General features: G+C 32.4%; 19 protein-coding genes. 13 read left to right on the plus strand and 6 right to left on the minus strand.

Going from position 1 to position 26,005, the window contains the following annotated elements:
- Window positions 1–38 precede the first annotated feature (38 nt).
- From HSX10_RS05340 to HSX10_RS05350, 3 genes are all read left to right on the plus strand, one after another.
- Complete coding sequence (locus tag HSX10_RS05340; protein WP_173587172.1) at window positions 39–1,199, plus strand: DegT/DnrJ/EryC1/StrS family aminotransferase; 1,161 nt, start codon at window positions 39–41, stop codon at window positions 1,197–1,199.
- Between the two features lie 87 nt (window positions 1,200–1,286).
- Complete coding sequence (galE, locus tag HSX10_RS05345; protein ID WP_173587173.1) at window positions 1,287–2,306, plus strand: UDP-glucose 4-epimerase GalE; 1,020 nt, start codon at window positions 1,287–1,289, stop codon at window positions 2,304–2,306.
- Between the two features lie 253 nt (window positions 2,307–2,559).
- Complete coding sequence (locus HSX10_RS05350) at window positions 2,560–2,751, plus strand: hypothetical protein (RefSeq protein WP_173587174.1); 192 nt, start codon at window positions 2,560–2,562, stop codon at window positions 2,749–2,751.
- On the opposite strand, the gene lspA is transcribed toward HSX10_RS05350, so the two are convergent.
- The 4 genes from lspA to HSX10_RS05370 all read right to left on the minus strand — a co-directional run bounded on the left by lspA (window position 2,748) and on the right by HSX10_RS05370 (window position 8,541).
- Complete coding sequence (lspA, locus tag HSX10_RS05355) at window positions 2,748–3,251, minus strand: signal peptidase II (protein ID WP_217363235.1); 504 nt, start codon at window positions 3,249–3,251, stop codon at window positions 2,748–2,750. The genes HSX10_RS05350 and lspA overlap by 4 nt on opposite strands.
- 11 nt (window positions 3,252–3,262) lie before the next feature.
- Entirely contained in the window at window positions 3,263–4,156 is an 894-nt protein-coding gene (gene fabD, locus HSX10_RS05360; RefSeq protein WP_173587175.1) for an ACP S-malonyltransferase, read from the minus strand.
- Between the two features lie 141 nt (window positions 4,157–4,297).
- Window positions 4,298–5,851, minus strand: a complete 1,554-nt coding sequence (locus tag HSX10_RS05365) for an NAD(P)/FAD-dependent oxidoreductase (RefSeq protein ID WP_173587176.1) — start codon at window positions 5,849–5,851, stop codon at window positions 4,298–4,300.
- Between the two features lie 134 nt (window positions 5,852–5,985).
- Entirely contained in the window at window positions 5,986–8,541 is a 2,556-nt protein-coding gene (locus tag HSX10_RS05370; protein WP_173587177.1) for a S9 family peptidase, read from the minus strand.
- A gap of 165 nt (window positions 8,542–8,706) precedes the next feature.
- Between HSX10_RS05370 and HSX10_RS05375 the strand changes: the two genes are divergently transcribed.
- Window positions 8,707–9,711 carry an App1 family protein phosphatidate phosphatase gene (locus HSX10_RS05375; protein WP_173587178.1) on the plus strand — a complete coding sequence of 335 codons (1,005 nt, stop codon included), beginning with the start codon at window positions 8,707–8,709 and terminating at the stop codon, window positions 9,709–9,711.
- Here the strand turns inward: HSX10_RS05375 and HSX10_RS05380 are convergent.
- Both HSX10_RS05380 and HSX10_RS05385 read right to left on the minus strand, forming a co-directional pair.
- The gene (locus HSX10_RS05380; RefSeq protein ID WP_173587179.1) at window positions 9,708–11,876 is read right to left on the minus strand and encodes an FUSC family protein; all 2,169 of its coding nucleotides are present in this window, start codon (window positions 11,874–11,876) and stop codon (window positions 9,708–9,710) included. The two genes, HSX10_RS05375 and HSX10_RS05380, sit on opposite strands and share 4 nt — an antisense overlap.
- Before the next feature lie 275 nt (window positions 11,877–12,151).
- A complete protein-coding gene (locus HSX10_RS05385) occupies window positions 12,152–13,741 on the minus strand; it encodes an FMN-binding glutamate synthase family protein (RefSeq protein WP_173587180.1) in 1,590 nt (529 codons plus the stop codon).
- A 248-nt stretch (window positions 13,742–13,989) separates the two neighbouring features.
- Between HSX10_RS05385 and HSX10_RS05390 the strand changes: the two genes are divergently transcribed.
- From HSX10_RS05390 to HSX10_RS05430, 9 genes are all read left to right on the plus strand, one after another.
- On the plus strand, window positions 13,990–14,394 hold the full coding sequence (locus tag HSX10_RS05390; protein WP_173587181.1) for a DoxX family protein: 405 nt from the start codon (window positions 13,990–13,992) through the stop codon (window positions 14,392–14,394).
- Window positions 14,395–14,604: 210 nt separating this feature from the next.
- Window positions 14,605–15,918, plus strand: a complete 1,314-nt coding sequence (nhaA, locus tag HSX10_RS05395) for a Na+/H+ antiporter NhaA (protein WP_173587182.1) — start codon at window positions 14,605–14,607, stop codon at window positions 15,916–15,918.
- A gap of 183 nt (window positions 15,919–16,101) precedes the next feature.
- Window positions 16,102–16,605 (plus strand): GbsR/MarR family transcriptional regulator, encoded by a 504-nt coding sequence (locus HSX10_RS05400; protein ID WP_173587183.1) that lies wholly within the window; start codon window positions 16,102–16,104, stop codon window positions 16,603–16,605.
- A 12-nt stretch (window positions 16,606–16,617) separates the two neighbouring features.
- Window positions 16,618–17,751 (plus strand): efflux RND transporter periplasmic adaptor subunit, encoded by a 1,134-nt coding sequence (locus HSX10_RS05405; protein WP_173587184.1) that lies wholly within the window; start codon window positions 16,618–16,620, stop codon window positions 17,749–17,751.
- A 22-nt stretch (window positions 17,752–17,773) separates the two neighbouring features.
- Complete coding sequence (locus tag HSX10_RS05410) at window positions 17,774–20,911, plus strand: efflux RND transporter permease subunit (RefSeq protein WP_173587185.1); 3,138 nt, start codon at window positions 17,774–17,776, stop codon at window positions 20,909–20,911.
- Between the two features lie 4 nt (window positions 20,912–20,915).
- On the plus strand, window positions 20,916–22,334 hold the full coding sequence (locus HSX10_RS05415) for an efflux transporter outer membrane subunit (RefSeq protein ID WP_173587186.1): 1,419 nt from the start codon (window positions 20,916–20,918) through the stop codon (window positions 22,332–22,334).
- 46 nt (window positions 22,335–22,380) lie between these two features.
- On the plus strand, window positions 22,381–22,947 hold the full coding sequence (locus HSX10_RS05420; protein WP_173587187.1) for a TetR/AcrR family transcriptional regulator: 567 nt from the start codon (window positions 22,381–22,383) through the stop codon (window positions 22,945–22,947).
- A 227-nt stretch (window positions 22,948–23,174) separates the two neighbouring features.
- Window positions 23,175–24,272, plus strand: coding sequence for a mechanosensitive ion channel family protein (locus tag HSX10_RS05425; protein ID WP_173587188.1), 1,098 nt, complete (start codon window positions 23,175–23,177; stop codon window positions 24,270–24,272).
- 364 nt (window positions 24,273–24,636) lie between these two features.
- Window positions 24,637–25,941, plus strand: a complete 1,305-nt coding sequence (locus HSX10_RS05430; RefSeq protein WP_173587189.1) for a Glu/Leu/Phe/Val family dehydrogenase — start codon at window positions 24,637–24,639, stop codon at window positions 25,939–25,941.
- Window positions 25,942–26,005 lie beyond the last annotated feature (64 nt).

The raw sequence follows: 26,005 nt of genomic DNA on the forward strand, positions 1-26,005 counted from the left end.
TAGCTTGTTTATTTACACATTAAAATGTAATCTTCAGAATGAAAAAAATACAAATGGTTGACTTACAAAGTCAATATGCCAAAATTAAAGATATAATAGATCCTTCTATTCAAGAAGTAATGGATAGTGCCGCTTTTATTAATGGGCCAAAAGTTCATCAGTTTCAAAAAAATCTTGAAGACTATCTAGGTGTTAAACACGTTATTCCATGTGCAAACGGTACCGATGCGTTACAGATTGCAATGATGGGTTTGGGTTTAAAGCCAGGTGACGAGGTAATTACAGCAGATTTCACATTTGCAGCAACCGTTGAAGTTATTGCATTATTACAATTAACTCCAGTTTTAGTAGATGTAGATCCTGTAACTTTTAATATTGATGTAGAAGCAATTAAAAAAGCCATTACACCAAAAACAAAAGCAATTGTACCTGTACATTTATTTGGTTTACCAGCCGATATGGATGCAATTATGGATTTAGCCAAAGAACATAATTTATATGTTATTGAAGATAATGCGCAGGGTATTGGAGCAGAATATACCCATAAAGATGGTTCTAAAACCAAAACAGGTGCAATAGGTCATGCAGCTTCAACATCATTTTTTCCTTCTAAAAACTTAGGATGTTATGGAGATGGTGGTGCAATTTTTACAAACGACGACGAATTAGCACATAGCATTAGAGGTATTGTAAATCATGGTATGTACGAACGTTATCATCATGATGTAGTTGGTGTAAATTCTCGTTTAGATTCAATTCAAGCCGCAGTTTTAGATGCTAAATTACCACATTTAGATACTTATAATGCCGCAAGAAGAAGTACTGCTATAAAATATAATGAGGCTTTTAAAAATCATCCAAATATTGTTACACCTACTGGATTAACAGAGTGTGGTGGGATTTGTGAGACTTGTGATTGCCATGTGTTTCATCAGTATACATTAAATTTAAAAGATGTAGATAGAGATGCTTTGGTATCGCATTTACAAGCGCAGAATATCCCTTGTGGTGTATATTACCCAATTCCATTGCATAGACAAAAAGCTTACTTAGATGAGCGTTATAATGAAGCTGATTTTACAGTAACAAATCAGTTAGTTAAGTCGGTAATTTCTTTACCAATGCATACCGAATTAGAAGATGATCAAATTGAATTTATTACAAGTACAGTTTTAAATTTTATAGCGACAAATAAATAATTAAGAAATAAGCGTGTTAAATAGTTTATCACTTAAATGTGATTGATATAATAGCATGTAACTTTCAAAAGTAATATATAAAAGCACATGAAAATTTTAGTGACAGGCGGTTTAGGCTTTATTGGCTCTCATACCGTTGTAGAATTACAGAATGAAGGCTATGAAGTAGTTATTATAGATAATTTGTCTAACTCTACTATTGATGTGTTAGACGGGATAACCGCAATTACCAATAAAAAACCAATTTTTGAAAAGTTGGATTTAAAGGTGAAGTCTGACGTTCAAGATTTTTTTAAACGTCATAATGATATTGCAGGAATGATTCATTTTGCAGCCAATAAAGCTGTAGGTGAAAGTGTTGCAGAACCCTTAATGTATTATGAAAATAACATAACAACATTAATTTATTTGCTTCAGGAATTGAAAGGCTTAAGTCATAAAAATTTTATTTTTAGTTCGTCTTGTACGGTTTACGGACAAGCTGATGAGTTACCAATTACTGAAAATGCTCCTGTAAAACCAGCGGAATCACCTTATGGAAATACAAAGCAGATTGGTGAAGAAATTATAAGAGATACATGTCGTGTTAATAAGGATATTAAAGCAATTGCTTTACGTTATTTTAATCCTATAGGTGCGCATCCTACAACAGAAATAGGAGAATTACCACTAGGAGTTCCTCAAAACTTAGTGCCATATATTACGCAAACAGCTATTGGTATGCGAGAACAACTTTCTGTGTTTGGTGGAGATTACCTAACTTCAGACGGAACTTGTGTTAGAGATTATATTCATGTGGTGGATTTAGCAAAAGCACATGTTTTGGCTTTACAACGTTTATTAGATGTGAAAAATGAATCTAATTATGAGTTTTTTAATCTTGGTACAGGAACAGGAAGTACTGTTTTAGAAGCCGTTCAATCTTTTGAACGTGTTTCTGGTAAAGCTTTAAATTACAAGATTGTAGATCGAAGAGAAGGAGATGTTACAGCTGCTTATGCTGAAACGTCTAAAGCCAATAATGTATTAGGTTGGAAAACAGAATTAACATTAGATGATGCGATGTCTGCAGCTTGGAAATGGGAACAAAAAATTAGAGCGAAATAAGCTTCTATTTTGTTTTTTTAAGAGATGAAATTTTAAAATCCATTACTCAAATGAGTAATGGATTTTACTTTTTAGTACTTTTTTCAATTATCGAATGTGTAATGGAGTTTAAAGTAAACTAAGAATATGCTAAGTTTATTGACTCTAACCTCTGATGTCGTAATACAATAGCTTGTTAATCAGTATTTAACATTGATTTCTTGGAGTTGGTTATCTAAAACCGTTTCTTTGCACGGAATGATAATTGAATAACATGAAATTGATTAGTATTAAAAGAGAGACCAAAATTGAAGGTCGTTTCACGAAAAAAATGGGTGCATTACAAACTAATGTCACTTACATCAAAAAACAATTTTTAAGTATCCCTTACAGAACACTTCACAAGTATCGTGAAACTTATTACGGAGAAATTAAAGATTGTGAAGACTGCCAATTGGCACGTTAATTAACAGCCTTTTCTTTTTTCTTGTTGTTTAATATACCACTAAAAAGTAGTATAATCATACCTGTGGTTACCGAAAGGTCAGCAACATTAAAGATTCCTGTTCTAAAAATACCACCTAAGTTTATATAGAAAAAATCAGTGACTTCGCCGAATGCAATACGGTCGAAGACATTGGCTATGCCTCCTCCTACAATACAACAAAAAGCAATAAGGCTCATGCGGTCTAATTCTTTTGTCTTAAGAATGTAATAGATAACATAACCTAATACAAGCGTTGGTAAGACTAATAAGAAAACCAATCTTAAAGTTGGGTTCATGTCGCTACCCATACCTAAAAAGGCACCTTTATTTTCAACCCAAATAAGTTGAAAATAGTCTTTTATAACGTTGATTTGTCCTTTTCCACCTTTAATCATTGTGGTTCTCACAATCACCTTTGATATTTGGTCAATGGCAATGTTAAATATAATAAGGAGTGTAATAAATAAATTCCTATTCAAAATCTTTAGATTTAAGCGTTGGCTTCAAAAGTAGCTGCTGCTGTTTGTGCTTCTCGATTTATTTTCTTCACCAAGCCTTGTAAAACTTTACCTGGTCCAACTTCAGTGAAAAGAGTAGCGCCATCAGTAATCATTTGTTGTACAGATTGCGTCCAGCGTACAGGTGCAGTTAATTGAGAAATTAGATTAGCTTTAATTTCGTTTTCATCTGTAATGGCAGAAGCCGTAACGTTTTGATATATTGGGCAATTTGGTTTACTAAATGTTGTGTTTTCTATGGCAGCGGCTAATTCTTCACGAGCTGGTTCCATTAAAGGCGAATGAAAAGCTCCACCAACCGGTAGTACTAAAGCACGTCTAGCTCCAGCTTCTTTTAAAGCTTCGCAAGCTTTATTTATAGCTTCAATTTCTCCCGAAATTACTAGTTGTCCTGGGCAATTATAATTAGCAGGAACAACAATTCCTTCAATAGTTTTACAAACGTCTTCTACAACAGCATCTTCTAATCCTAAAACGGCAGCCATTGTACTAGGTTGTAATTCACAAGCTTTTTGCATCGCTTGGGCTCTTTGAGAAACTAATTTTAATCCGTCTTCAAAAGTTAAAGCACCAGCGGCAACTAGAGCAGAAAATTCTCCAAGAGAATGACCAGCAACCATATCTGGCTTAAAGCTGTCACCAAGTGTTTTTGCTAAAATTACTGAATGTAAAAAAATAGCAGGTTGTGTAACCTTTGTTTCTTTTAAGTCTTCAGCAGATCCTTCAAACATAATATCTGTAATATGAAAGCCTAAAATTTTATTAGCTTTCTCAAATAATTCTTGTGCTAAAGGTGAATTTTCGTAAAGATCTAATCCCATTCCTGAGAATTGAGCACCTTGACCTGGAAATATATATGCGTTCATTTTTTTTGATTTTTGAAGTTGTAAAAATAGGAATAATATCTTGAAAAAGAAGAAAGACAACATTGGTCTTAACATCTTAGTATCTAATTATTTTATACCAATGAATAATAGGTTTATATTAATTAAATCTAGAAATAATAATTACACACAAGCGGCTTCTGCACAACGCTCTCCATCCATTGCAGCAGAAACAATACCACCAGCATAACCACCACCTTCTCCACAAGGAAATAAATTAGTGATTTCAGGATGTTCTAAAGTTTCTGTTCTTGGGATACTTACAGGCGATGAGGTACGCGATTCTACACCAATAATATTAGCTTCTTCCGTATAATAACCTTTCATTTTTTCGCCAAAAGCTTTAAATCCTTTTCGTAAAGAACCACCAATTATTTTTGGTAATAACGAATGTAAAGGTGCCGATTTTAATCCCGGTTGGTATGAGGTTTCGTTTAAGCTGGATGATAATTTACCTTCTACAAAATCGGTTAGTCTTTGTGCTGGTGCAGATTGTCTTCGACCTCCTGATGTAAACGCTAAACGTTCTAAATCTTTTTGATATTCAAGCGCTTTCAAAGGCCCAAAATGTTCGTATTTGTAAAGATCTTTGTCAGCATTAATTTCTGTTACAATCCCTGAGTTTGCAAATTTATTATTTCGTTTTGAAGGCGACATGCCATTAACAACCACTTCTCCGTTTGCCGTTGCTGCTGGAACTATAAATCCACCAGGACACATACAGAAGGAATAAACACCTCTGTCATTTACTTGCTGTACTAAACTGTAAGATGCGGCAGGTAATAACTCATCACGTTGTTTGCCTTCACAGTGATATTGAATGCCATCAATAATTTCTTGAGGATGCTCTACACGAACTCCCATCGCAAAAGATTTAGCTTCCAATTTAATTTTCTTGTCATTTAATAAATAGAAAATATCTCTAGCCGAATGTCCTGTGGCTAAAATCACTTTTTCAGTATCTAATTCTGTTCCGTTTAAAAGTTGAATGGCAACAATTTTATCATTCTTAATTGTGAAATCGGTAACACGAGTTTCAAAATGAACTTCGCCACCAAATTTGATGATATTCTCTCTGATATTCTGAACGACTTTCGGTAATTTATTAGTCCCAATATGTGGATGTGCATCAACTAGAATTTGATCCGTTGCACCATGATAAACCAAGTTTTCAAAAATTCTACGGACATCACCTCGTTTTAAACTTCTGGTATATAATTTACCATCACTATAAGTTCCGGCTCCGCCTTCTCCAAAGCAGTAATTAGAATCTTCATCTACAAAATGATCTTGATTAATGGCTTTTAAATCACGACGACGATCTTGTACATTTTTACCGCGTTCTAAAACAATAGGTTTAAAACCTAATTCTATACAACGCAATGCGGCATACATTCCTGCGGGTCCAAAACCAATAATATGCACAGGTTTTGCATTAGAAACATCTTTATAATCAAAATGATAATCGGAAGTTTCTGGCATTGGTTCATTGATGTAAACCTCTACCTTATAATTAAACATAATATTTCGCTTACGTGCATCAATAGATTTTCTTAAAATCTTGACTCCAGTAATTTCAGAAGATTTTATGCCTAGATCGTAAGCTGCTTTATTAAGCAAACCGTCTGGTTGTCCTTCTTGATGTAAATTGATGCGTAGTTGTAAGGCTTTTATCATGTTGCAAAATTAAAGAAAAGAAATGTTTTCAAAACTTTTATATAGTAATAAGTTAAACTATTCGTATTTGAATGTAAAGCATAAAAAAAGCCACATTATTTAACGTGGCTCTTTATTAATTATAATAAATAAAATTAAGATTTTGTTTTGGGCTGGTCTCTGTTCATTTCTGTAATATCTACACTTTTTGCTTCGGTATTAAGAAAGTATTTACTAAAATGATCTGCTCTTAACCAAAATGAATATTCCGTCATATCTCCAAAACTATGACGTTGTCCTGGCATTAGCATAAAATCGAAACGCTTATTTGCTTTTATTAAAGCATTTGCCATACGAATGGTTCCTCCTGGGTGTACATTATTATCAACGTCTCCTGTAATTAGCATTAGATTCCCTTTAAGGTTTTCTGCTAAAGATTGGTTAGTGTCAATTAGGTATTTGTACTTCACATTTCCATCCTCATCCATTTCTTCCTGGACACCATGATGTGTTTCACTCCACCAGCTATTATAAATATTATTATCGTGATTTCCTGCTGAAGAGACTGCAGCTTTAAAGAAATCTGGATATACTAACATGGCAGCTGTAGACATGAATCCACCACCAGAATGGCCATAGATTCCTACTTTATTAATATCAATAAAGTCATGTTTGTCTGCTAATTGTTCTGCAATATGTCTTTTATCTGCTAAACCGTAATCTCTTAAGTTTCCATAACCATAATTATGATACCATTTAGAACGGTCTGGATGTCCACCACGATTCCCTGTAGTTACCACGATAAAACCAACTTGAGCCATACGATCTAAACGATCCATACGAACTGAAAAAGATTTGTTAACCGCTTCGGTTTGTGGACCTGGATATACGTATTCTAAAAGAGGATAAGATTTAGTGTCATCAAAATCGAAAGGTTTATACATTACACCATAAATATCTGTAATACCATCGTCTGCTTTCATCTTAAAAGTCTCTGGAAATTGATAACCCGCCGCCATAAGTTGCGATAAGTCCGCTTCTTCTAATTCCATGATTAGTTTTCCGGTATTCGATCTTAATTCTGATTTAGGAACTGTGTTCACTCTAGAATAATTACTTACAAAATAGCCGTTAAAATCTGCCATGTCTGTACTAGAATTATAGTCACCAGGATTTAAAGCTTTAAGTCCTGTTCCGTTCAAATTAATTTTATAAAGATGTTCGTAATACGGATCTTGATCTTTAGGAATGCCATGTGCATTAAAGTAAAGTGTTCTACTTTTTTCATCTACACCAATAGCATTTTCAACATGATAAGAACCAGAGGTGATTTCGTTTTTTAAATTTCCTTCAGTATCATATAAATAGTAATGTGCCCAACCTGAACGTTCTGCCCAATGTAGCATTTCAGTTTCGTTATTGAGTAATACTAAAGGACGCGATTCTATATAGGTATTAAAACGTTCTTCGATTAAAACTTTAGTTTCACCTGTATTGATGTCTGCGACACAGATGTCAAGTTTTTTACGGTCTCTACTTATAGTATTGTAATAGATTTTTCCTTTTTTAGATAGCAGTAATGATGGTGTAAAATCATCATCGTAACTCGATTTTTTTCTTGGTTCTCTATACACCTGAACACTTTGTTGTTTTACCGTATCGAGTTGCACTAAGATGTTACTTTTAGAAGGGATATCGAAAACATGAAGTTCTGTTTTGTAATATTCATCTTCGCCAGGCATATGATATTTGTAGGTTTCTAAAGTAGGACGCTTGCTAGAGGTTGTATTAATTACCCATAGGTCATTGATATGCCTAGAATCGGTTCTTTGAAAAACAAACTTTTTAGAATCATGAGACCAAATACCACGTACAGATTTACGTTTATCTTTATTCTTTAATTTCTCTTCATTGTTTTGGCCACGACTGCTTCCTCCAAAACCGTAATTTTCCTCACCATCTTTTGTCCATTGATTTTCTACAATAGTTGAATCTTTTTCGTTTTTTACAGCTTTAAGAAAGTTTTCTTTGTCCATCCAATATAGATTGTAATGTTTAGAAAATAAAACTACAGAACTGTCTGGTGCAATATTTGCCCATTTTTTCCAATCTTCTTTTTCCTTCTTTTTGTTATCTAAAACAGTTAAGCTATTACTACCCAAACGATATTCAAAATGATATACTTTATTAACTTTTTTAGCCTTCTTCGTTTTTCTTTTTTCCTTTTTATCTGTTTTTGTAGAGTCGGTTTCTATAGTATCCTCTTTTTCTTCATCTAAATCTTCGTCTTTTTTATCTTCATCTATTTTTTCAGTTGAAGTAACATAAAAACGAATAGCTGTTTCATTTTTTACAAATTCGAAATTAAACTTTGGTAAATGCTGTGCATCATAAGGATCTTTAGTGATCTCAGTTAACCACTTTGCCATTTTTTCATTGTCAAAAAGTTCTTTTTTGCTTTTTTTATCAGCATCAACAATGAAGTATTTAGAACCTTCTGTGGTTTTGTATTGGTACCAAAATTGATTGCCGTTTTTTAACCAATGTGGTCTTACTGATGTAGAGTGTACTAACTTCCCTAAGTTGTTTGGAGAGAATTTTGCTGCCGCTCTGTAATTTGGTGTAGGTGTTGTGTTTTCTTGTTCGTTCTGCTGTGCATTTATTGAAGTAATTGACAAGCTTAAAAGTAGTAGAAGTAGTAATCTTTGCATGCTTAGTGGGTTGGTTTTAGGTGTGATATTTTCTATATCTGACTAAAATACTTTGAATAATATGAAGTTTAAAAAGATTTAACATTAGCCTAACGAATTAATCTCATTAGCATTTTTCTTATAGTATGATTTTAGTATCTTCAAACCTTTAAAAACACAATAGAGTTGAGCTGGTTAAAAAAAGACCCTTTACAGATTATAGCGTTTCAGAGCTATGGAACAAATTGTCACTTTTACGCTAGAGGTAGAGCTTTAGAGGATGAATCTATTGATTTAGAAAATCAACATATTTGGCATCTTATAGTGAATACTTGGAAACGTTTTGAAACCGATGAAATTAAGCATGTTAGTTTAGATTTAAAGTTGCCCAATAATAAAATTATAAAGGTTACTACAGATGAAAATGGATATTTTATTGCAGAAGAAACTTTAGAAAACTTAAGTGAATTAACCAACGAAGAAGGTTGGTTATCCTTTGAACTTTCTTATAATGACGTTACGCTGAAAAGAACAATTCAGAATAAGAATAAGTTCCCTGGTGAATTATTAATTCCTTCTACTAAAGCAGAATTTGGTGTTGCTAGCGATATTGATGATACTATATTGCATACAGGAGTTGTCTCTATTTTAAAATGGCGCGTCATTTATAACTCAATATTTAAGCATGCTAAAAATAGAATTCCTTTAGAGGGATCTGCTGAATTTTATCATAAATTACATCGTGGAGTTTCAGGGAAAAATGCAAATCCTATTTTTTATGTAAGTCATAGTCCTTGGAATTTATACCGTTACTTAGAACTCTTTTTAAGACAGAATGATTTTCCGAAAGGGCCAATTTTATTACGAAGTTTTAGTAATTTTTTGAAAAGGAAACCTCAAGATGAAAAACCTCAAAAACAAAAAGAAATTCTTAACCTTTTAAAGACCTATCCAGATTTGCCTTTTATATTAATAGGAGATAGCGGTGAGCACGATCCTGATATTTATATAGAGATTGCAGAAGAATTTCCGGATAGAATCTTAGCTATTTACTTACGCAGTGTTAAGCATAAAAAAAGAATGATCCGTGTTAAAGGACTTTTAGAAAACTATAAAACCACACAAGTCTTAATGGTAGAAAGTAGTGAGCAAGCTATTGCTCATGCTAAAAAACATGGTTTTATCTCTTAAAAATAATATGGTGTAAAATTATCGGTTTTATACTTAGATGTTAATTTAAGCATTTTTTCACTTAGAGAAAAAAGCCAATATAATTGCTCCCAAATGAGATGTACTTCTCTATGCGTACTTTCATTATTAGATTGAGAGATTGCAATATTTGTAAAATGCTCTACAGAGAAATTAAATGGAGCAGGTTTTGCTTTTTGAGATTCTTTTTTAGGTCTTAAAACTTCAAAATTAATCAGGTTTAAATTCTTATAAGTTGTATTTATATTGCTCTCAATTCTGTCTGATATTGATATAAAATCTTCAGAAGCTTTTGTTGTATTGTGATTTTGTATGTAAGTATAAATGGAAGCTAAAGACGATAAAAAACTGTGGTTAAGAACTACCAGTTCGTAAATATCATCGATATGGGTTTGTTTAGACTGAGGTTCTTGAGCCATGCGCTGAAACGTAGAGCTTAGATTAGACATTTGTACAAAGGCTTCCTTTCTATTTACTTTTAAGCTTGTTGGTATTGGTCCTTTATTCTTATAAAATTTACTTATCGATTCAAAGAAAGTCATGTTTGCTTTTAAGGCATCTTTAATGTTTTCTCCTATTTCCATAAATGACCAAGCAGGCCATAACCATCGCATTGTTATAAAAGAAAGTACAGCTCCAATTATGGTATCAATAACTCTAAACTGAATGACTTGTAAAACATTAGGTTTTAAAATGGCATAAATAAAAATAACGCTGAGTGTTATAAATGTAGCAGTAGCTTTGTAATTTTTTTGAACCATTGAAAAAGCTATAATTAAAGAAACTACGGCTAAGGTTCCAAAAATATAGGGGTCTTTAATTAAAAAGACGAGAACACTTGCTAATGCTGCGCCAATTAATGTACCAATCGTTCTGTCTTTAGAACGTTTTTTTGTAAGTCCATAACTTGGTCTCATTATTACGATTATGGTTAACATTATCCAATATGGATTCTGAAAATCGAATAGTAAACCAATGGCATAACCCAACATTACAGTAACTGCTAATCGTAATGAATGCTTGAAGATTGTAGATTTAAAGCTTAGGTTTTCGAGTACTAATTTAGGGTCGTAATCTGGGGAAACAATAAAACGTTTTAATTTATCATTATTAACGAGATCTTCAGTTGTAAGTACAGGATTACCTAATAACCATTTTATTTTTTTTAGTTTTTCAATCTGTTTATTTTGATAGTCTAGTAGGTTTTGAAGCATTAAATAGCGTTCGTAGTTTTCGGGACGATTTTCACTTTTAAGCTTTATTACATCTTCTTTAAGTGTTTTAAATTTTTCTGTAAGAATATTGTTAGAAGGGAATTGTTGTGATTTATCATTTTGAGCAATAACAGATAACTGACGCGATAGTTCTTCAATTAACTTTTGGAAATCAGTTTTTAATTCAGGATGTTCAGCGAAAAGGGCATCCATTTTATGATAATTTACAGGGTTTGCAATTGCTGTTTCTAGTATTTCGACTAAAAGAACAAAGACTAATAATCGCTTGTTTTGATAGTTAGATTTTCCTGAGTTTTTTCGAGATATAATTAAAATTTCACGTAAAGTATCGTGGTGTTCTGTTAATTCACTTTGTAAGGTAATTAGTTGTTTTTGTAAATTAACACGGTCTGGTTGTTCTCCAATAAGTTGTCGTCTTATGTTTAAAAACTCAGCGGTAAGTAAGAAGGTTTCTGTTAATATTTCTTTGGTTTGTGCTTTAGGGTTTATATAATGCCATACTGTAGATAATGACAAATACCATAATCCACCACCACCAATTAATAAAGCATATTGGTATACTTCTAGATGTTTAGAAATATGTGCAAAACTTAAAATCAGTGCTAATAATCCCGAAAAACTGATTAAAGAAGCTCTAAATCCATATATAGAAATGAATGCAATACAAAATGTTAGGAATCCTAAAATTGGGAATAATAAAAAATTTGAAATGTTTAAATAGCCTCCAATAAAGCTAACAATAACGACTAAAAAAGAAGAAAAGAGTATGCCTATTTGTTTGTTTTTTAAGCTACCGCTTGTGTCACTAGGAGAACACCAAATTGCGCCAAAACAAAGCGATAAACCAATTTCAACTTGTTGAGTCGCTATACCTAAAATAACCGGCGTAGATACTGCAATACCAACTAACATTGCTTTTGTAAAGCTAGTACTTTTAAAGAATTCTAATAATTCTTTGAGATGTTTTGATATTAAATTTAAAATGATTTTAATAATTTAATGATTAGCCATAAAGATACAATTTGAAATCTGAAAAAGGTTTTAAAAAAGCTCTAAGTATTTAAATGTAATTATAAGTTAATAAACAAATTTGATTGCTCTAATTTACTTTATTTTCTTCAAAAAGGATTAAAAAAAAATGCCTTCATTTCTGAAGGCATTTATATCTATTGTTATTGATCTCAATATTATTTCATAATACGAGTCAAGTGAAAAAACTTTTTATAGTCTTCAGGGATCGTATCTATATTAAGTAAAGAACCTTCTTCAATATTAGGGTAAATTTCTGCATAAGTTTTTACATTGTAAAGTCCTACACGCTTACTTATGTGATCTCTTTCTAATTCTTGCGGATTACTAAGTCCTGCAGCAGCGACTAGCTCTAAGAAACTATGAATCGTAGCTTCGTGGTAACGTTTTGCTCTTGGTGCTTTATCTTCAACAACCAATCCTTTTACTAAAGATGCATTTTGAGTTGCTACACCAACCGGACATGTATTTGTGTTACACTGTAAAGCTTGTATACACCCAATAGAAAGCATCATGGCACGTGCACTGTTACAGCCATCTGCACCTAATGCAAGTGCTCTGGCCATATGGAAACCTGTAATTATTTTTCCTGCAACAATAACTTTAATATCTTTTCTTAGTCCAAAACCAACAAGTGTATCATGTACAAAGATCAATCCTTCTCTTAAAGGCATTCCCATAGAATTAGAAAACTCAACTGGTGCAGCTCCTGTTCCTCCTTCACCACCATCTACGGTGATAAAATCAGGACGAATTCCTGTGAAAATCATCGCTTCACAAAAGTCCATAAACTCTTGTTTTCTTCCTAAACATAATTTAAAACCAACCGGTTTTCCGTCAGAAAGCTCTCTAAGTTTTTTAATAAAATGCATAAACTGAATTGGATCAGAAAATGCAGAATGCGACGGAGGTGAGTGTACTGCAATACCGGGTTGTACGTGTCTTATTTTTGCGATTTCTTCAGTATTCTTAGATGCAGGTAAAATTCCACCATGGCCAGGTTTTGCACCTTGAGATAATTTAATCTCTATCATTTTAACCTGCGGTCTTAGTGCATTCTTTTTAAAGGTCACTTCATTAAAAGTTCCATCATCTTTTCGGCAACCAAAATAACCAGTACCAATCTGCCAGATTAAATCTCCACCGTGTTCCAAATGGTAATCACTTATGGCACCTTCACCAGTATTATGTGCAAAATTCCCCATTTTGGCACCTTTGTTTAATGCTAATACAGCATTTTTACTTAAAGATCCAAAACTCATAGCTGAGATATTTAATAAACTAGAAGAGTAAGGTTGTTTACAATCTTTTCCTCCAATTATTAAACGTGGAAATTCGCCAATATCTTTAGGGTTTGTTTTTGCGTACATGGAGTGTTCTAGCCATTCGTAACCAGAATGGTAGAGGTCCATTTGTGTTCCAAAAGGTTCTGTGTCATTTTCGCCTTTTGCTCTTCTATATATTAAAGATCTTAGAATACGGTTTAGAGGTCTTCCTTCTGTATCTGTTTCAACAAAATACTGCATGATCTCAGGACGTATAGATTCTAATATGTATCTAAACCTTCCTAATAAAGGGAAATTTCGTCTTATGGTATGTGAAGTTTGAAAAATATCAAAAACACCTAAAATAATTAAAGGACCTATGATTATGAAAAACCATAATGCAGGTGGCCAAATTTGAGCAATAGCTATCAGAGACAGTGTAAGCACTATCGAAATTAGTATAAAATACTCACGTACTTTCATAGTTTTAATTTTAAGAAAGGGCGAAGATAGGATTACACTTTCGAATAATAAATTAAAATTATAAAGTTTGTGGTTTCTTGCTTATTGTTTTTTAAGAATTATTAAATAATATGAGTTCTATTTTGAATTTATTTAGGGATAAAACTGAATTTTTATGATATTTCTTGAAAAGTATTTTTAACAATAGTTTAATCTTTTAGTGTTTCTACTGATTTTAACTAGCTGTATATTTGTAAATCAATTTAGAGATGAAAACATTAAATAGTAATTTAACAGATGCCGGACTTTTAATACTTAGAGTTTTTCTAGGTTTAGCGATGTGCTTTGGTCACGGTATAGGTAAATGGAGTTCACTTTTTAGTGGTGAAGAAATTAAATTTGCAGATCCTTTTGGCGTTGGTATGTTGCCTTCACTAGTTTTAGCTGTTTTTGCAGAAGTGATCTGTAGTCTTCTTTTAGCATTAGGATTATTGACACGTTGGGCTTTAATACCACTTATTGTTACTATGTTTGTTGCTATTTTTTTAGTTCACCTTTCAGATGGATTTGGAGTAATGGAAAAAGCACTTCTTTACGGCATAGGTTATTTAACCTTATTTCTAGCAGGACCAGGTAAGTATTCTGTCGATAGGTTTTTGAAACGAAAAAAATAAATTTAGAATCTTTTTATTTAGAACTTTCGAAATGATCGTGTTGTGACTTAATTAGTTGTCATGTTTCCTAATAATGAAAGTCTTTTTTCTTTCAAAAGTTTATTGTATTTTAAGGTGTTTGTTTTTAAAAATGAATAATTAATATTCATTTTTGATCTTACGATATCTTATCTTTAAAATTAACCATTTTATACATCAAATCAATTATATATGATTAAAAGAATATTTCTCACCCCATTTCAAAAATTCGTAAAACTAGAGAGTTTTAGTGGTATTTTATTACTGTTAGCTACTATTATTGCACTAGTTTGGGCTAACTCCCCTTTTGGAGATGTTTATAGAGATTTATGGCAATATGATGTCGGTATTGTTACTCAAAGTTTTGAGTTTAAAAAACCATTGATTTTATGGATTAATGATGGTTTAATGGCTATTTTCTTTTTCCTTATTGGGTTAGAAATAAAAAGAGAGTTGGTTATTGGAGAATTAAATTCACCTAAAAAAATCGCATTTCCTTTAGTTGGTGCTATAGGTGGAATGTTAGTTCCTGTTCTTTTCTTTTTAATGATTAATCAAAATCCAGAAACAGCAAAAGGTTGGGGTATCCCAATGGCTACTGATATTGCATTTTCGTTAGCAATTTTAAATGTATTAGGAAATCGTGTGCCTTTAAGCCTTAAAGTCTTTTTAACGGCATTTGCAATTGTAGATGATATTGGAGCCGTTTTAGTTATCGCATTATTTTATAGTGGTAGTATTAAAATTACCTTATTGTTAATTGCAGTAGCATTATTGGCCGTTTTATACTTTCTTTCTTATAAAGGTATTTATTCTCGTTTTCTATTGTTCTTTTTCGGGATAGCTGTTTGGTTCTTGTTTTTAAAAGCAGGTCTTCATCCAACTATTGCGGGTATTCTACTAGCGTTTTCTGTACCTATTAGACAAAAGATTAAAACAGCTACTTTTTTAGAGCAATTAGAAAGTGTTTTTAATAGATTAAAAAAGGCTAGTGTGCTTAAAACTCCTATTCTTTCATCAGAACAGCTTCATATTATTGACGATTTAGGTGATTGGTCGTCTAAATTTCAGTCTCCTTTACAGCATTTAGAACACAGACTGCATGGTTGGGTTGCTTATTTTATAATCCCAACTTTTGCACTTGCAAACGCAGGTGTATTACTCAGTGGTTCAGAAGCATTAGATACTATGCTAGTTATTAATATTATTGTTAGTTTAATTTTAGGTAAGAGTATTGGGATTACACTAATTGTATTTATTGCTAAAAAGATTAAAATCATTGAAGTACCAAGTGATATTAAGTTTGTGCAAATTATTGGTGTTTCATTTTTGGCTGGTATTGGCTTTACGATGGCTATTTTTATTGCCAGTTTAGCCTTTGAATCTTCACCAGAGTATATAGATTCTGCTAAAATCGGTATTCTTATCGGTTCCTTTATTTCTGCAATTATAGGGTATGTTATACTGCATCTATCCTCTAAGAAAAAAGTAATTGAAGCCGTTTAATTAAAATTTAAAATCATAATATTTTAAGCCTATGTAATTTACATAGGCTTTTTTTGTTTAAATTTTTAACAAATCCTTAACTTCGTTTGGTTCGGTTACTTCCGAACTAAGTGGTATTTTTGCGACCGGTTTACTGTGGAGAGATATTAAATTTGTATTTCACAGTAGTAAATTTTAAAAACAATGAAACAAAATATCTGCAAAGAAAAAATGGCTTTAGTTGAAAAACTAGGGGTTCATTTAGAAACGAGAGAACAACTAGCTCCTGTTGCGGCACGCATTTTATCTTTTATAATATTAACAGGTAAAAAAGGAGTGACTTTTGAAGATATGGTTAAAATTTTGTGTGCAAGTAAGAGTACTATTTCTACACATTTAAACCATCTTCAAGATTTAAATAAGATTGTTTATTTCACTAAAACAGGTGATCGTAAAAAATACTTTATTATAAATAAAGACTCTATCCTTCAGCATATAGATAATATGGTTGATGAATGGAATGATATTAAAGGATTGCACTTAGAAATTAGAAGTTATAAAGAAACCATTAATGAAAAAGCAAAAGCTGATAATGAAGAAAAGTTTGACTTAAATTTTCATAACGATTACATCGAATTTTTAGATGGGGCAACGACATCAATTAAAGAATTAAAAAATAAAATAATAACGAACCATTTTACCCTTTAAATATATAAAAAAATGAAAAAAAATAATTTATACTCAATATTAGCACTAGGTGTATTTTTCCTTGTTTTAAGCTGTGGCGACAAAGAAGGACAAGGTGCTGCGGCAGTACAAGCACCACCTCCATCTATACCTGTTTCGCAATTAGAAACTAAAACAGTTACAGGTTATCAAGAATACCCAACTACTATTGAAGGTATCGTAAACAGTGATGTTAGAGCAAAAACTTCAGGGTATGTTAAGAGTGTATTAGTAGATGAAGGTGAAAAAGTACGTAAAGGACAAGTGTTATTTAGATTAGAAACACAGTCTTTAAGTCAAGATGCTGGTGCAGCAAAAGCTCGTATTAATGTAGCGCAAGTTGAGGTCGATAAATTAATTCCGCTTGTAGAAAAAAACATTATTAGTGCCGTACAATTAGAAACAGCAAAAGCTAACTTAGCACAAGCAAAAGCGAATTACAGCGGTGTTTCTGCAAATATTGGTTATGCAACGATTAAAAGTCCTGTTAACGGCTATGTTGGTCAAATTAATTTTAGAGAAGGTGCTTTAATTAGCCCAAGTGATCCAACACCATTAACAACGGTTAGCGATATTAGTAAGGTGTATGCTTTTTTTAGTTTAAATGAAACACAATATTTAGATTTTTTACAAAATGCAGAAGGCAAAAACGTAAAAGAAAAGATTGCAAATTTTGCACCTGTAAATTTAATATTGGCTAATGGTAGTACTTATGAAGAGAAAGGTAAGATCGAAACAAGTTCTGGTCAAATAAATCAAAGTACAGGTACGGTAAGTTTTAGAGCTGTTTTTGATAACCCTAATCAATTAGTTACGAATGGTAATAGTGGTAAAATTCAAATACCATTGGTTTATGAAAATGCTATAGTGGTGCCACAAGATGCTACTTATGAGCAACAAGGTAATGTAATGGTGTTTAAACTAGGAGAAGAGAATAAAGTAACAACTTCGATAGTAAAAGTAAAAGCAACTGTAGATAACTTGTACGTTATAGAATCTGGTGTAACTGCTAAAGAGAAAATCATTGTTTCTGGAGTTGGTAAATTAAGACCCGGAATGGTTATTAGTCCTCAAGACAAGCCTTTTGAAGAAGCTATTAAGCCTATTGCAACTTTATTTAGAAATTAATTAATCACCAAACATTTTTATTATGTTAAAAACATTTATTGAAAGGCCAGTACTTTCAACAGTAATCTCTATCATTATAGTGTTACTTGGTGCTATTAGTATCGGGAGTTTACCAATAGAGGAATATCCAGATATTGCGCCCCCTACAATTAAAGTAACAGCAAGTTACACCGGTGCAAATGCCGAAACTGTTTTAGAGAGTGTTATCATTCCTATAGAAGAGCAAATTAATGGAGTAGAAGGAATGACTTATATTACTTCTACAGCATCAAATACAGGAACAGCAGAAATTACCGTTTATTTCGACCAAGATATGGACGCTGATATTGCTGCTGTAAACGTACAAAACCGTGTCGCTAGAGCCACGCCATTACTACCACAAGAGGTAACGCAGACCGGTGTTACGACGCAAAAAGTAGAAACAAGTGCTTTAATGTTTGTTTCCATGTATTCTGAAAGCGAGGATTATGATGCTACGTTTATTCAGAATTACTTAAAGATTAATGTTATTCCTGCTATGCAACGTATTAGTGGTGTAGGTGATGTTAGTGTATTCTCACAACAAGATTATGCCATGCGCATTTGGTTAAAGCCAGAAAAATTAGCCGCTTACAACTTAATTCCTTCAGATATTACGGCTGCTTTAGCAGAACAAAATTTAGAAGCAGCAGCGGGTTCATTAGGTCAGAATAATGGAGAATCATTTTCGTATACTTTAACCTATAGTGGGCGTTTTAAGGAAGAAGCGCAATACAGTGATATTGTAATTAAAGCCTTAGGAAACGGTGAGTTTTTAAGACTAAAAGATGTTGCAACTATAGAGTTAGATGCACAATCTTATGCTGCAAATGCGATGAGTTTAGGCCACCCAGCAGTATTTATGGGGATTTTTCAAACTAAAGGTTCTAATGCACAAGAGATTATTGAAAACATAAAAACAACCTTATCTGCTGTAGAAAAAGATTTACCAGAGGGATTAGGTGTTTTTGTACCATACGATACAAGTTTATTCTTAAATGCATCGATAGAAAAAGTAATTCATACCTTATTAGAAGCCTTTGTATTAGTGTTCTTAGTGGTATTTATCTTTTTACAAGATTTCCGTTCTACATTAATTCCGGCAATTGCTGTACCCGTTTCTATTATCGGTACGTTCTTTTTCTTGAATGTTTTTGGATACTCTATCAACTTATTAACGTTATTCGCATTAGTACTCGCCATTGGTATTGTGGTCGATGATGCCATAGTTGTTGTAGAGGCGGTTCATGCTAAATTAGATGAAGGCGAAAAGAATCCTAAAAAAGCAACTTTAACCGCAATGAATGAAATTTCTGGAGCCATTATCTCAATTACTTTAGTCATGGCAGCGGTATTTATTCCGGTAACTTTTGTAACAGGTCCAACAGGTGTATTTTACGAGCAGTTTGGTGTGACTTTAATTATTGCTATTTTAATATCTGCAGTAAACGCCTTAACATTAAGTCCGGCGTTGTGTGCATTGTTATTAAAACCTCATAAAGACGATGAAGAGATTAAAGGGAAAAGTCCTTTAAAACGTTTTTACGCTTTATTTAATCGCGGTTTTAATGCTACTGTTGAGAGATATGGTAGGTCTTTACACGTTTTATACAAGAGAAAATTTATTTCAGCAATACTATTAATTATTGCTGTCGTAGGTATTTATTGGGCTGCAAATACAACGCCTACAGGATTTGTACCTAATGAAGATAGAGGTATCATTTTTGCGAATATAGAATTGCCAGCAGGTGCTTCTTTAGATAGAACAGATGCTGTAGCAAGAAAATTATATTCTAAAATTGAAGGTATGGAAGGTATTGTTGGTGTAAACTTCATTAAAGGACGAAGTTTAATTAATGGTACTGGGTCTAACTACGGCATGGGTATTATTAAATTAGAAGATTGGGGTGAGCGTGAAGATGCTTCTCTTTCTTCAGCAGCAATTACAGGGAAATTGTTTGGTTTAGCAGCAAGTGTTCCTGAAGCTAATATTATTTTCTTTTCGCCACCAAGTATACGTGGGTTTGGTAATTCGGCTGGTTTTGAGGTGAATTTATTAGATAAATTTGGGGGTGAATTTTCAGATTTAGATAAAGCGAATAAAGATTTCTCTATGGCTTTAATGAGTCACCCAGAAATTAAGTACGCACAGTCTTCTTTCAAAACAAGCTATCCGCAATACGAAATGGAAGTTAATGTGCCTTTAGCTAAAGAAAAAGGAGTTTCAGTAACAAGTATCTTTTCAACTTTACAAGGTTATATCGGTGGAATTTATGCATCAGATTTTTCTAAATTCGGAAAACAGTTTAGAGTCTATATTCAAGCTTTACCAGAAGACAGAGCAGATGAAAGTGCATTAAATAGTATGTATGTAAGAACAGATACTGGAGAAATGACACCAATTACGCAGTTTGTAAATTTAAAAAGAGTTTACGGGCCGCAATCTGTAACACGTTTTAACTTATTAAATTCTACAAGTATTACAGGTGCAACCAATGATGGGTTTAGTACCGGTGATGCCATTAGAGTTATTGAAGAAGAAGTTGCTAAATTACCAAGTAATTATACGGTTGCTTATTCAGGTTTAACACGTGAAGAGGTAAGTGCAGGTAACCAAACTACATTTATATTTATCTTAAGTATAGTATTTGTATACTTTTTATTAAGTGCGCAATATGAAAGTTATTTATTACCATTTGCGGTTGTGTTATCATTACCGTTTGGGGTATTTGGGGCTTATATTAGTACAAAATTCTTAGGGTTAGAAAACAATATTTATTTCCAAATTGCCTTAATAATGCTGATTGGTTTACTGGCTAAGAATGCAATTCTGATTGTAGAGTTTGCACTACAAAGACGTAAAGCAGGTGAGAGTATTGTAGATGCAGCCATCATAGGAGCTAAATCTCGTTTACGTCCAATCTTAATGACCTCATTTGCCTTTATCTTAGGATTAATGCCATTAGTCTTAGCACAAGGTGTTGGATCGGAAGGAAACAAATCTATAGGGACAGGTGCTGTTGGTGGATTATTAATAGGTACTATTATCGGAGTATTTGTAATTCCAATCTTATTTATATTATTTCAGTGGTTACAAGAAAAAATTTCTAGTAAGCCAGCAATACAAACTATTGAAGAATAAAATGATGAAATCAATTTTAAAACATAGAAATTTTAATAGAGGTGCTATAATATTTGTTGTTGGACTAACTTTTCAAAGTTGCTTTGTCGCAAAAGATTATGCTAGGCCAGAATTGGATATCGAAACGGAAGCACTTTATAGAACAGAGAATCTTCCGACGGATAGTATTTCTATCGCAGATGTCTCTTGGAAAGACTTATTTACAGATCAATATCTTCAACAATACATAGAAGAAGGTCTGCAAAATAACATGGACATTCGTATCGCTATTCAGCAAATGATAGCTGCAGAAGCTTATGCAAAACAAGGTAAGGCAGGTTATATGCCTACTTTAAGTGTAGGTCCTAATTATACACGTCAAGAATATTCTGAAAATAGCCAATTTGGCTCCATATTTAGTGGTGGTTTAGATACTTACGATGTTACTGCAAACTTATCTTGGGAAGCTGATATTTGGGGTAAAATAAGAAGTAATAAAAGAGCTTCTCAAGCTGATTATTTACAAAATGTAGCAAGTCATCAAGCGGTAAAAACGCAATTGATTTCTAGTATAGCCAATACCTATTATAATTTATTGGCTTTAGATGCACAATTAGAAGTTACAAAACAGACCATTGCAACTAGAGAGAGTGGTGTAGAAACTATTAAAGCTTTAAAGGATGCTGGTCAGGTGACTCAGGTGGCCGTAGATCAGAATGTCGCACAATATAATAGTGCTAAAGCTTTAGAGGTAGATATTGAGACTGCCATTTATAAAACAGAAAACACATTAAGTATTCTGTTAGGTAGAGCGCCTCAAGAATTTGAAAGAAGTAGCTTAGAAACTCAGAAAATAGATCAAGATATTAAGTTAGGTGTTCCGGCAACATTATTAAGAAATAGACCCGATGTAATGGCTGCGGAATATGCTTTGATTAAAAACTTTGAGTTAACCAATGTTGCTAATAGTAGTTTTTATCCTTCATTAACTTTAACAGCTTCAGGTGGTTTACAGAGTTTAGAATTAGATAATTTATTTAATGTAAATTCTTTATTTGCAACTGTAGTTGGAGGGTTAACACAGCCTTTATTAAATCAAAGGAAGTTAAAAACTCAAAAAGAAGTCGCACTAGCCAACCAAGAACGTTCATTATTGAATTTTAAGAAGACTTTATTGGTCGCTGGTAGTGAAGTTTCTAATGCCTTATTTTCATATGAATCTGAAACGAAAAAATTTGAGTTTAGAAAGAATGAAGTTGAAGCCTTAAGAACTGCGGAAACAAATTCTGAAGAACTACTTAAAAATGGTTATGCAAATTATTTAGATCTATTAACAGCAAGACAGAGTGCCTTAAGTGCAGAACTTAATATTATAGATAGCCAATTACAACAATTGGTTTCTATTGTAGATTTGTATGAAGCACTTGGAGGTGGTTGGAAGTAATACATTAAAATATAATTATTTTTAAGGCATATTATTAAATCATGTTATGGAAGATATATTAAGAAATATAGTTCCTATTTTTAAAAGTTATGGTGTAAAAAGTATCACCATGGATGATGTTAGTCGTCATCTGGGTATTTCTAAAAAGACATTGTATGTACATTGTAAAAGCAAAGATGATTTAGTAGAAAAAAGTATCGATTCAATTTTTAAGATTCATCATGCTGTTTTTGATAAAATCTTGAAACGTGATATATCTCCATTAAAGAAAATTATTTTATTGTATCGTTATGGAATTCGGCAATTATCGTCGAATTCCACAACGTTTTACTTAGAGTTAAAAAAGTACTACCCTAAAGCTTTTAAAAAATATCAAGTAGAGCGCGATTATATTACTTACACGATTGTACTAGATTTACTAAAAGAAGCTCAAAAAACAGGTGTTATTATCCCTGAAGTTGATCTTAAATTATTCTGTTTATTAAATATCTATAAAATTGATGTTTTATTATTAAATCAAGAGTTATCTCATGAATTTACAGTAACTCAAATTGTAGATCATCTTGTGGTTTATAATCTGAGAGGGATTTTAAAAGATACAAGCTTTATTTAAAAATAAAGCGGTTCAAAAATGCTGTTATTTATGATAACAGCATTTTTTGTTAAAGAAATATTTAGTCATAAGATTTCTGTTATTCTCAAAACTTTAATTATATTCTTTAATCATTAGGAGTCCTTTTTAATATGTTTTATTTAAGGGTTTTTCTTGATTGAATTATTCAAAATAATTTATAGATTTAGGGAAATATAATTGATTCATTTTTTAATAAAAGATACAATATGGTAGAATTTATAGCAAATTATAAATCACTTTTAATATATGTGACTCTTGTAATTTTGTCAGTATTTATACTTCGGTTTTTAACAAAATTTTTTATCAAGTGGTTAATAAAAAAAGAAACAAATCGCTTATCTGATGCTCCTGTAAGATCCATGAAAATGGTAAAGATGACGCTTAACCTTCTGTGGTTAGTTTTAGGAGTAATTGCATTAAGTGCTGTTTTTGTAGATAGAGATAAGGATAAACTATTGGTTGGGTATTTTAAGACAGCCAGTTATATTGGTATTGTTACTGTAGTTACAATCATAACGGCTACACTCTGTAATCTATGGTTTAAACATAGAATTGATCAGAAAATTACAGATGATTTTGATCCCACAACCTATAAGTTTTTAAGATATGTAAGTGTTTTTGTTATTTGCTTTATTGGCTTATTGTTTGGGCTCATGGCATTTCCTTCTTTAAAAAGTGTGGCTCAAACAGCTTTAGGTGGGGCAGGTGTATTGGCTTTGATTGCTGGTGTTGCTTCTCAAGAGGCTTTGTCTAATTTGGTTGGTGGTCTTTTTATTGTGTTATTTAAGCCCTTTAAAATTGGTGATGTTATTAAAATAACAGACACTATGGTTGGTACTGTAACAGATATCACCCTGCGGCATACTGTGATTAGAAATTTTGAAAACAAGATGATTGTTATTCCTAATGCTGTTATTAATAAAGAAAAATTGATTAATTACGATTTAGGTGAACTTAAATGTTGCGAGCATGTAGAATTAGGTATTACTTATGATAGTAATATTGAATTGGCTAAGAAAATTCTTCAAGAAGAATGTGAAAATCATCCTTTGATTTACGATAATAGAACTGAATTAGAAAAAAAGGATGGCTTACCTATTGTAAAAACAGCCTTAACAAAATTCAATGATTCCTCAATAACGATTAGAGCATGGGCATGGTCTTCGAGTTTTGGTCATTCTTTTACTTTAAAATGTGATGTTTATGAAAGTGCTAAAAAACGTTTTGATGAAGAGGGTGTAGGATTGGCTTTTCCCACCCGAACTATCTATATGGCAAATGCTAATAATCCAGAAAACAAATAAGAAGTTTATAGTATTCTACAAGAGTGTTTTTATTTCATCAAAAAGGTTGAAATATGCCCGTTGGTTAATTCGTTTATATAACTTCTTTTATGCCGTATAATGCTGATATGAAATCTGAATGCTTTAAAGTTTAAAAGATTTAGATGACTCTACTGTAATTATACGAAATAAATTCATTTGTGTTTAAGATACAAAGAGCCTTATATAATGTGATAAAGTAGGTAAATAACACTTTGAATTTAATTTCAAAATAAAAAGTAAGTTAAAACTTCATTACTTATTTTATAAAAAAATGCTTTACAATTAATAAATTGTTATTTTTGCGCCGAAATTATATGTAATTCTAAAAAAATGATACGCATAAATGGGAAATTCAAAAAAAGTATTAGAGATTAAAAAGAAGAAGGTGCCTTTAAAAGGAATGATGGATAATGTTATGGAGCAATTTAATCATGCTGCAGATCATATCGATTTACACCCCAATATTAGAAAAATATTAAGTATCACTAACAATGAAATTTTAGTCAATTTCCCTGTAAAAATGGACAATGGAGACGTTGAGGTTTTTACGGGTTACCGTGTTCAACATAATGGTGCTTTAGGACCTTATAAAGGCGGATTGCGTTATCATGCCACAGTAGATTTAGATGCTGCAAGAGCATTAGCGATGTGGATGACCTGGAAGACCTCTTTGGCAGGATTGCCTTACGGTGGTGCTAAAGGAGGAATTAAAATTGATCCTTCATTGTATTCGCAATCAGAATTAGAACGCATTACAAGACGGTTCACTTATGCTTTAGCAGATAATATAGGTCCCGAGCACGATATACCTGCGCCAGATGTTAATACTAATAGCCAAACTATGGCATGGATTGCAGACACCTACATGAGTACAAGGCCACCTGCACAGCGTAGTGCCAACCAACATGTTGTTACCGGTAAACCCGATGGTAGTGGAGGATTAGAAGGACGAGATAGAGCTACTGGATTTGGTGTGTATTTAACCATTAAATTTTGGGCAGATAAAAATAACATGGACTTAAATGGTAAAAGATTTATCGTTCAAGGTTTTGGTAATGTTGGCTATTGGGCTTCTGTTTTCTTAGAACAAGATGGAGCAAAATTAGTAGGCGTTCAAGATGCGTCTGGAAGTATTCATAATCAAGATGGAATAGATGTAGAACATCTTTTTAATTATACCCAAGAGAAAGGGGGAGCAGTTGCTAATTTCCCTAATTCTGAATTAATTGAGAAAGATGCTTTTTTCGCTATTGATTGTGATATCTGTGTTCCTGCTGCATTAGGAAATCAAATTACAAAAGATAATGCTTCAAAAATAAAAGCCAAATTAATTGCTGAAGGTGCTAATGGACCTACCAATGTTGAAGGTGAAAAAATATTGTTAGAAAGAGGAATTACTATTATTCCAGATATTTTATGTAATTCAGGTGGTGTTATTGGTAGTTATTACGAATGGTTACAAAACAGAAGTGGTGAGATTTGGCATCTTGATGAGGTGATGGAGAAACTGCGTAAAAAATTAAAAGGGTCGTTTGATCGCGTTTATAATTATTCTGAAAATGAAGATGTTGATTTAAGAACAGCAGCTTTTTGTATTGCAATTCAACGTATTGAAAAAGCCTACGTACAACGTGGAATTTTTCCTTAAAAATTAATAACGACAACTTATACCGTTGTTCGTGTTTTTATTTAACTTATTTTATACCGTTCAG

This window comes from Winogradskyella undariae, assembly GCF_013285155.1.
Classification (GTDB): domain Bacteria; phylum Bacteroidota; class Bacteroidia; order Flavobacteriales; family Flavobacteriaceae; genus Winogradskyella; species Winogradskyella undariae.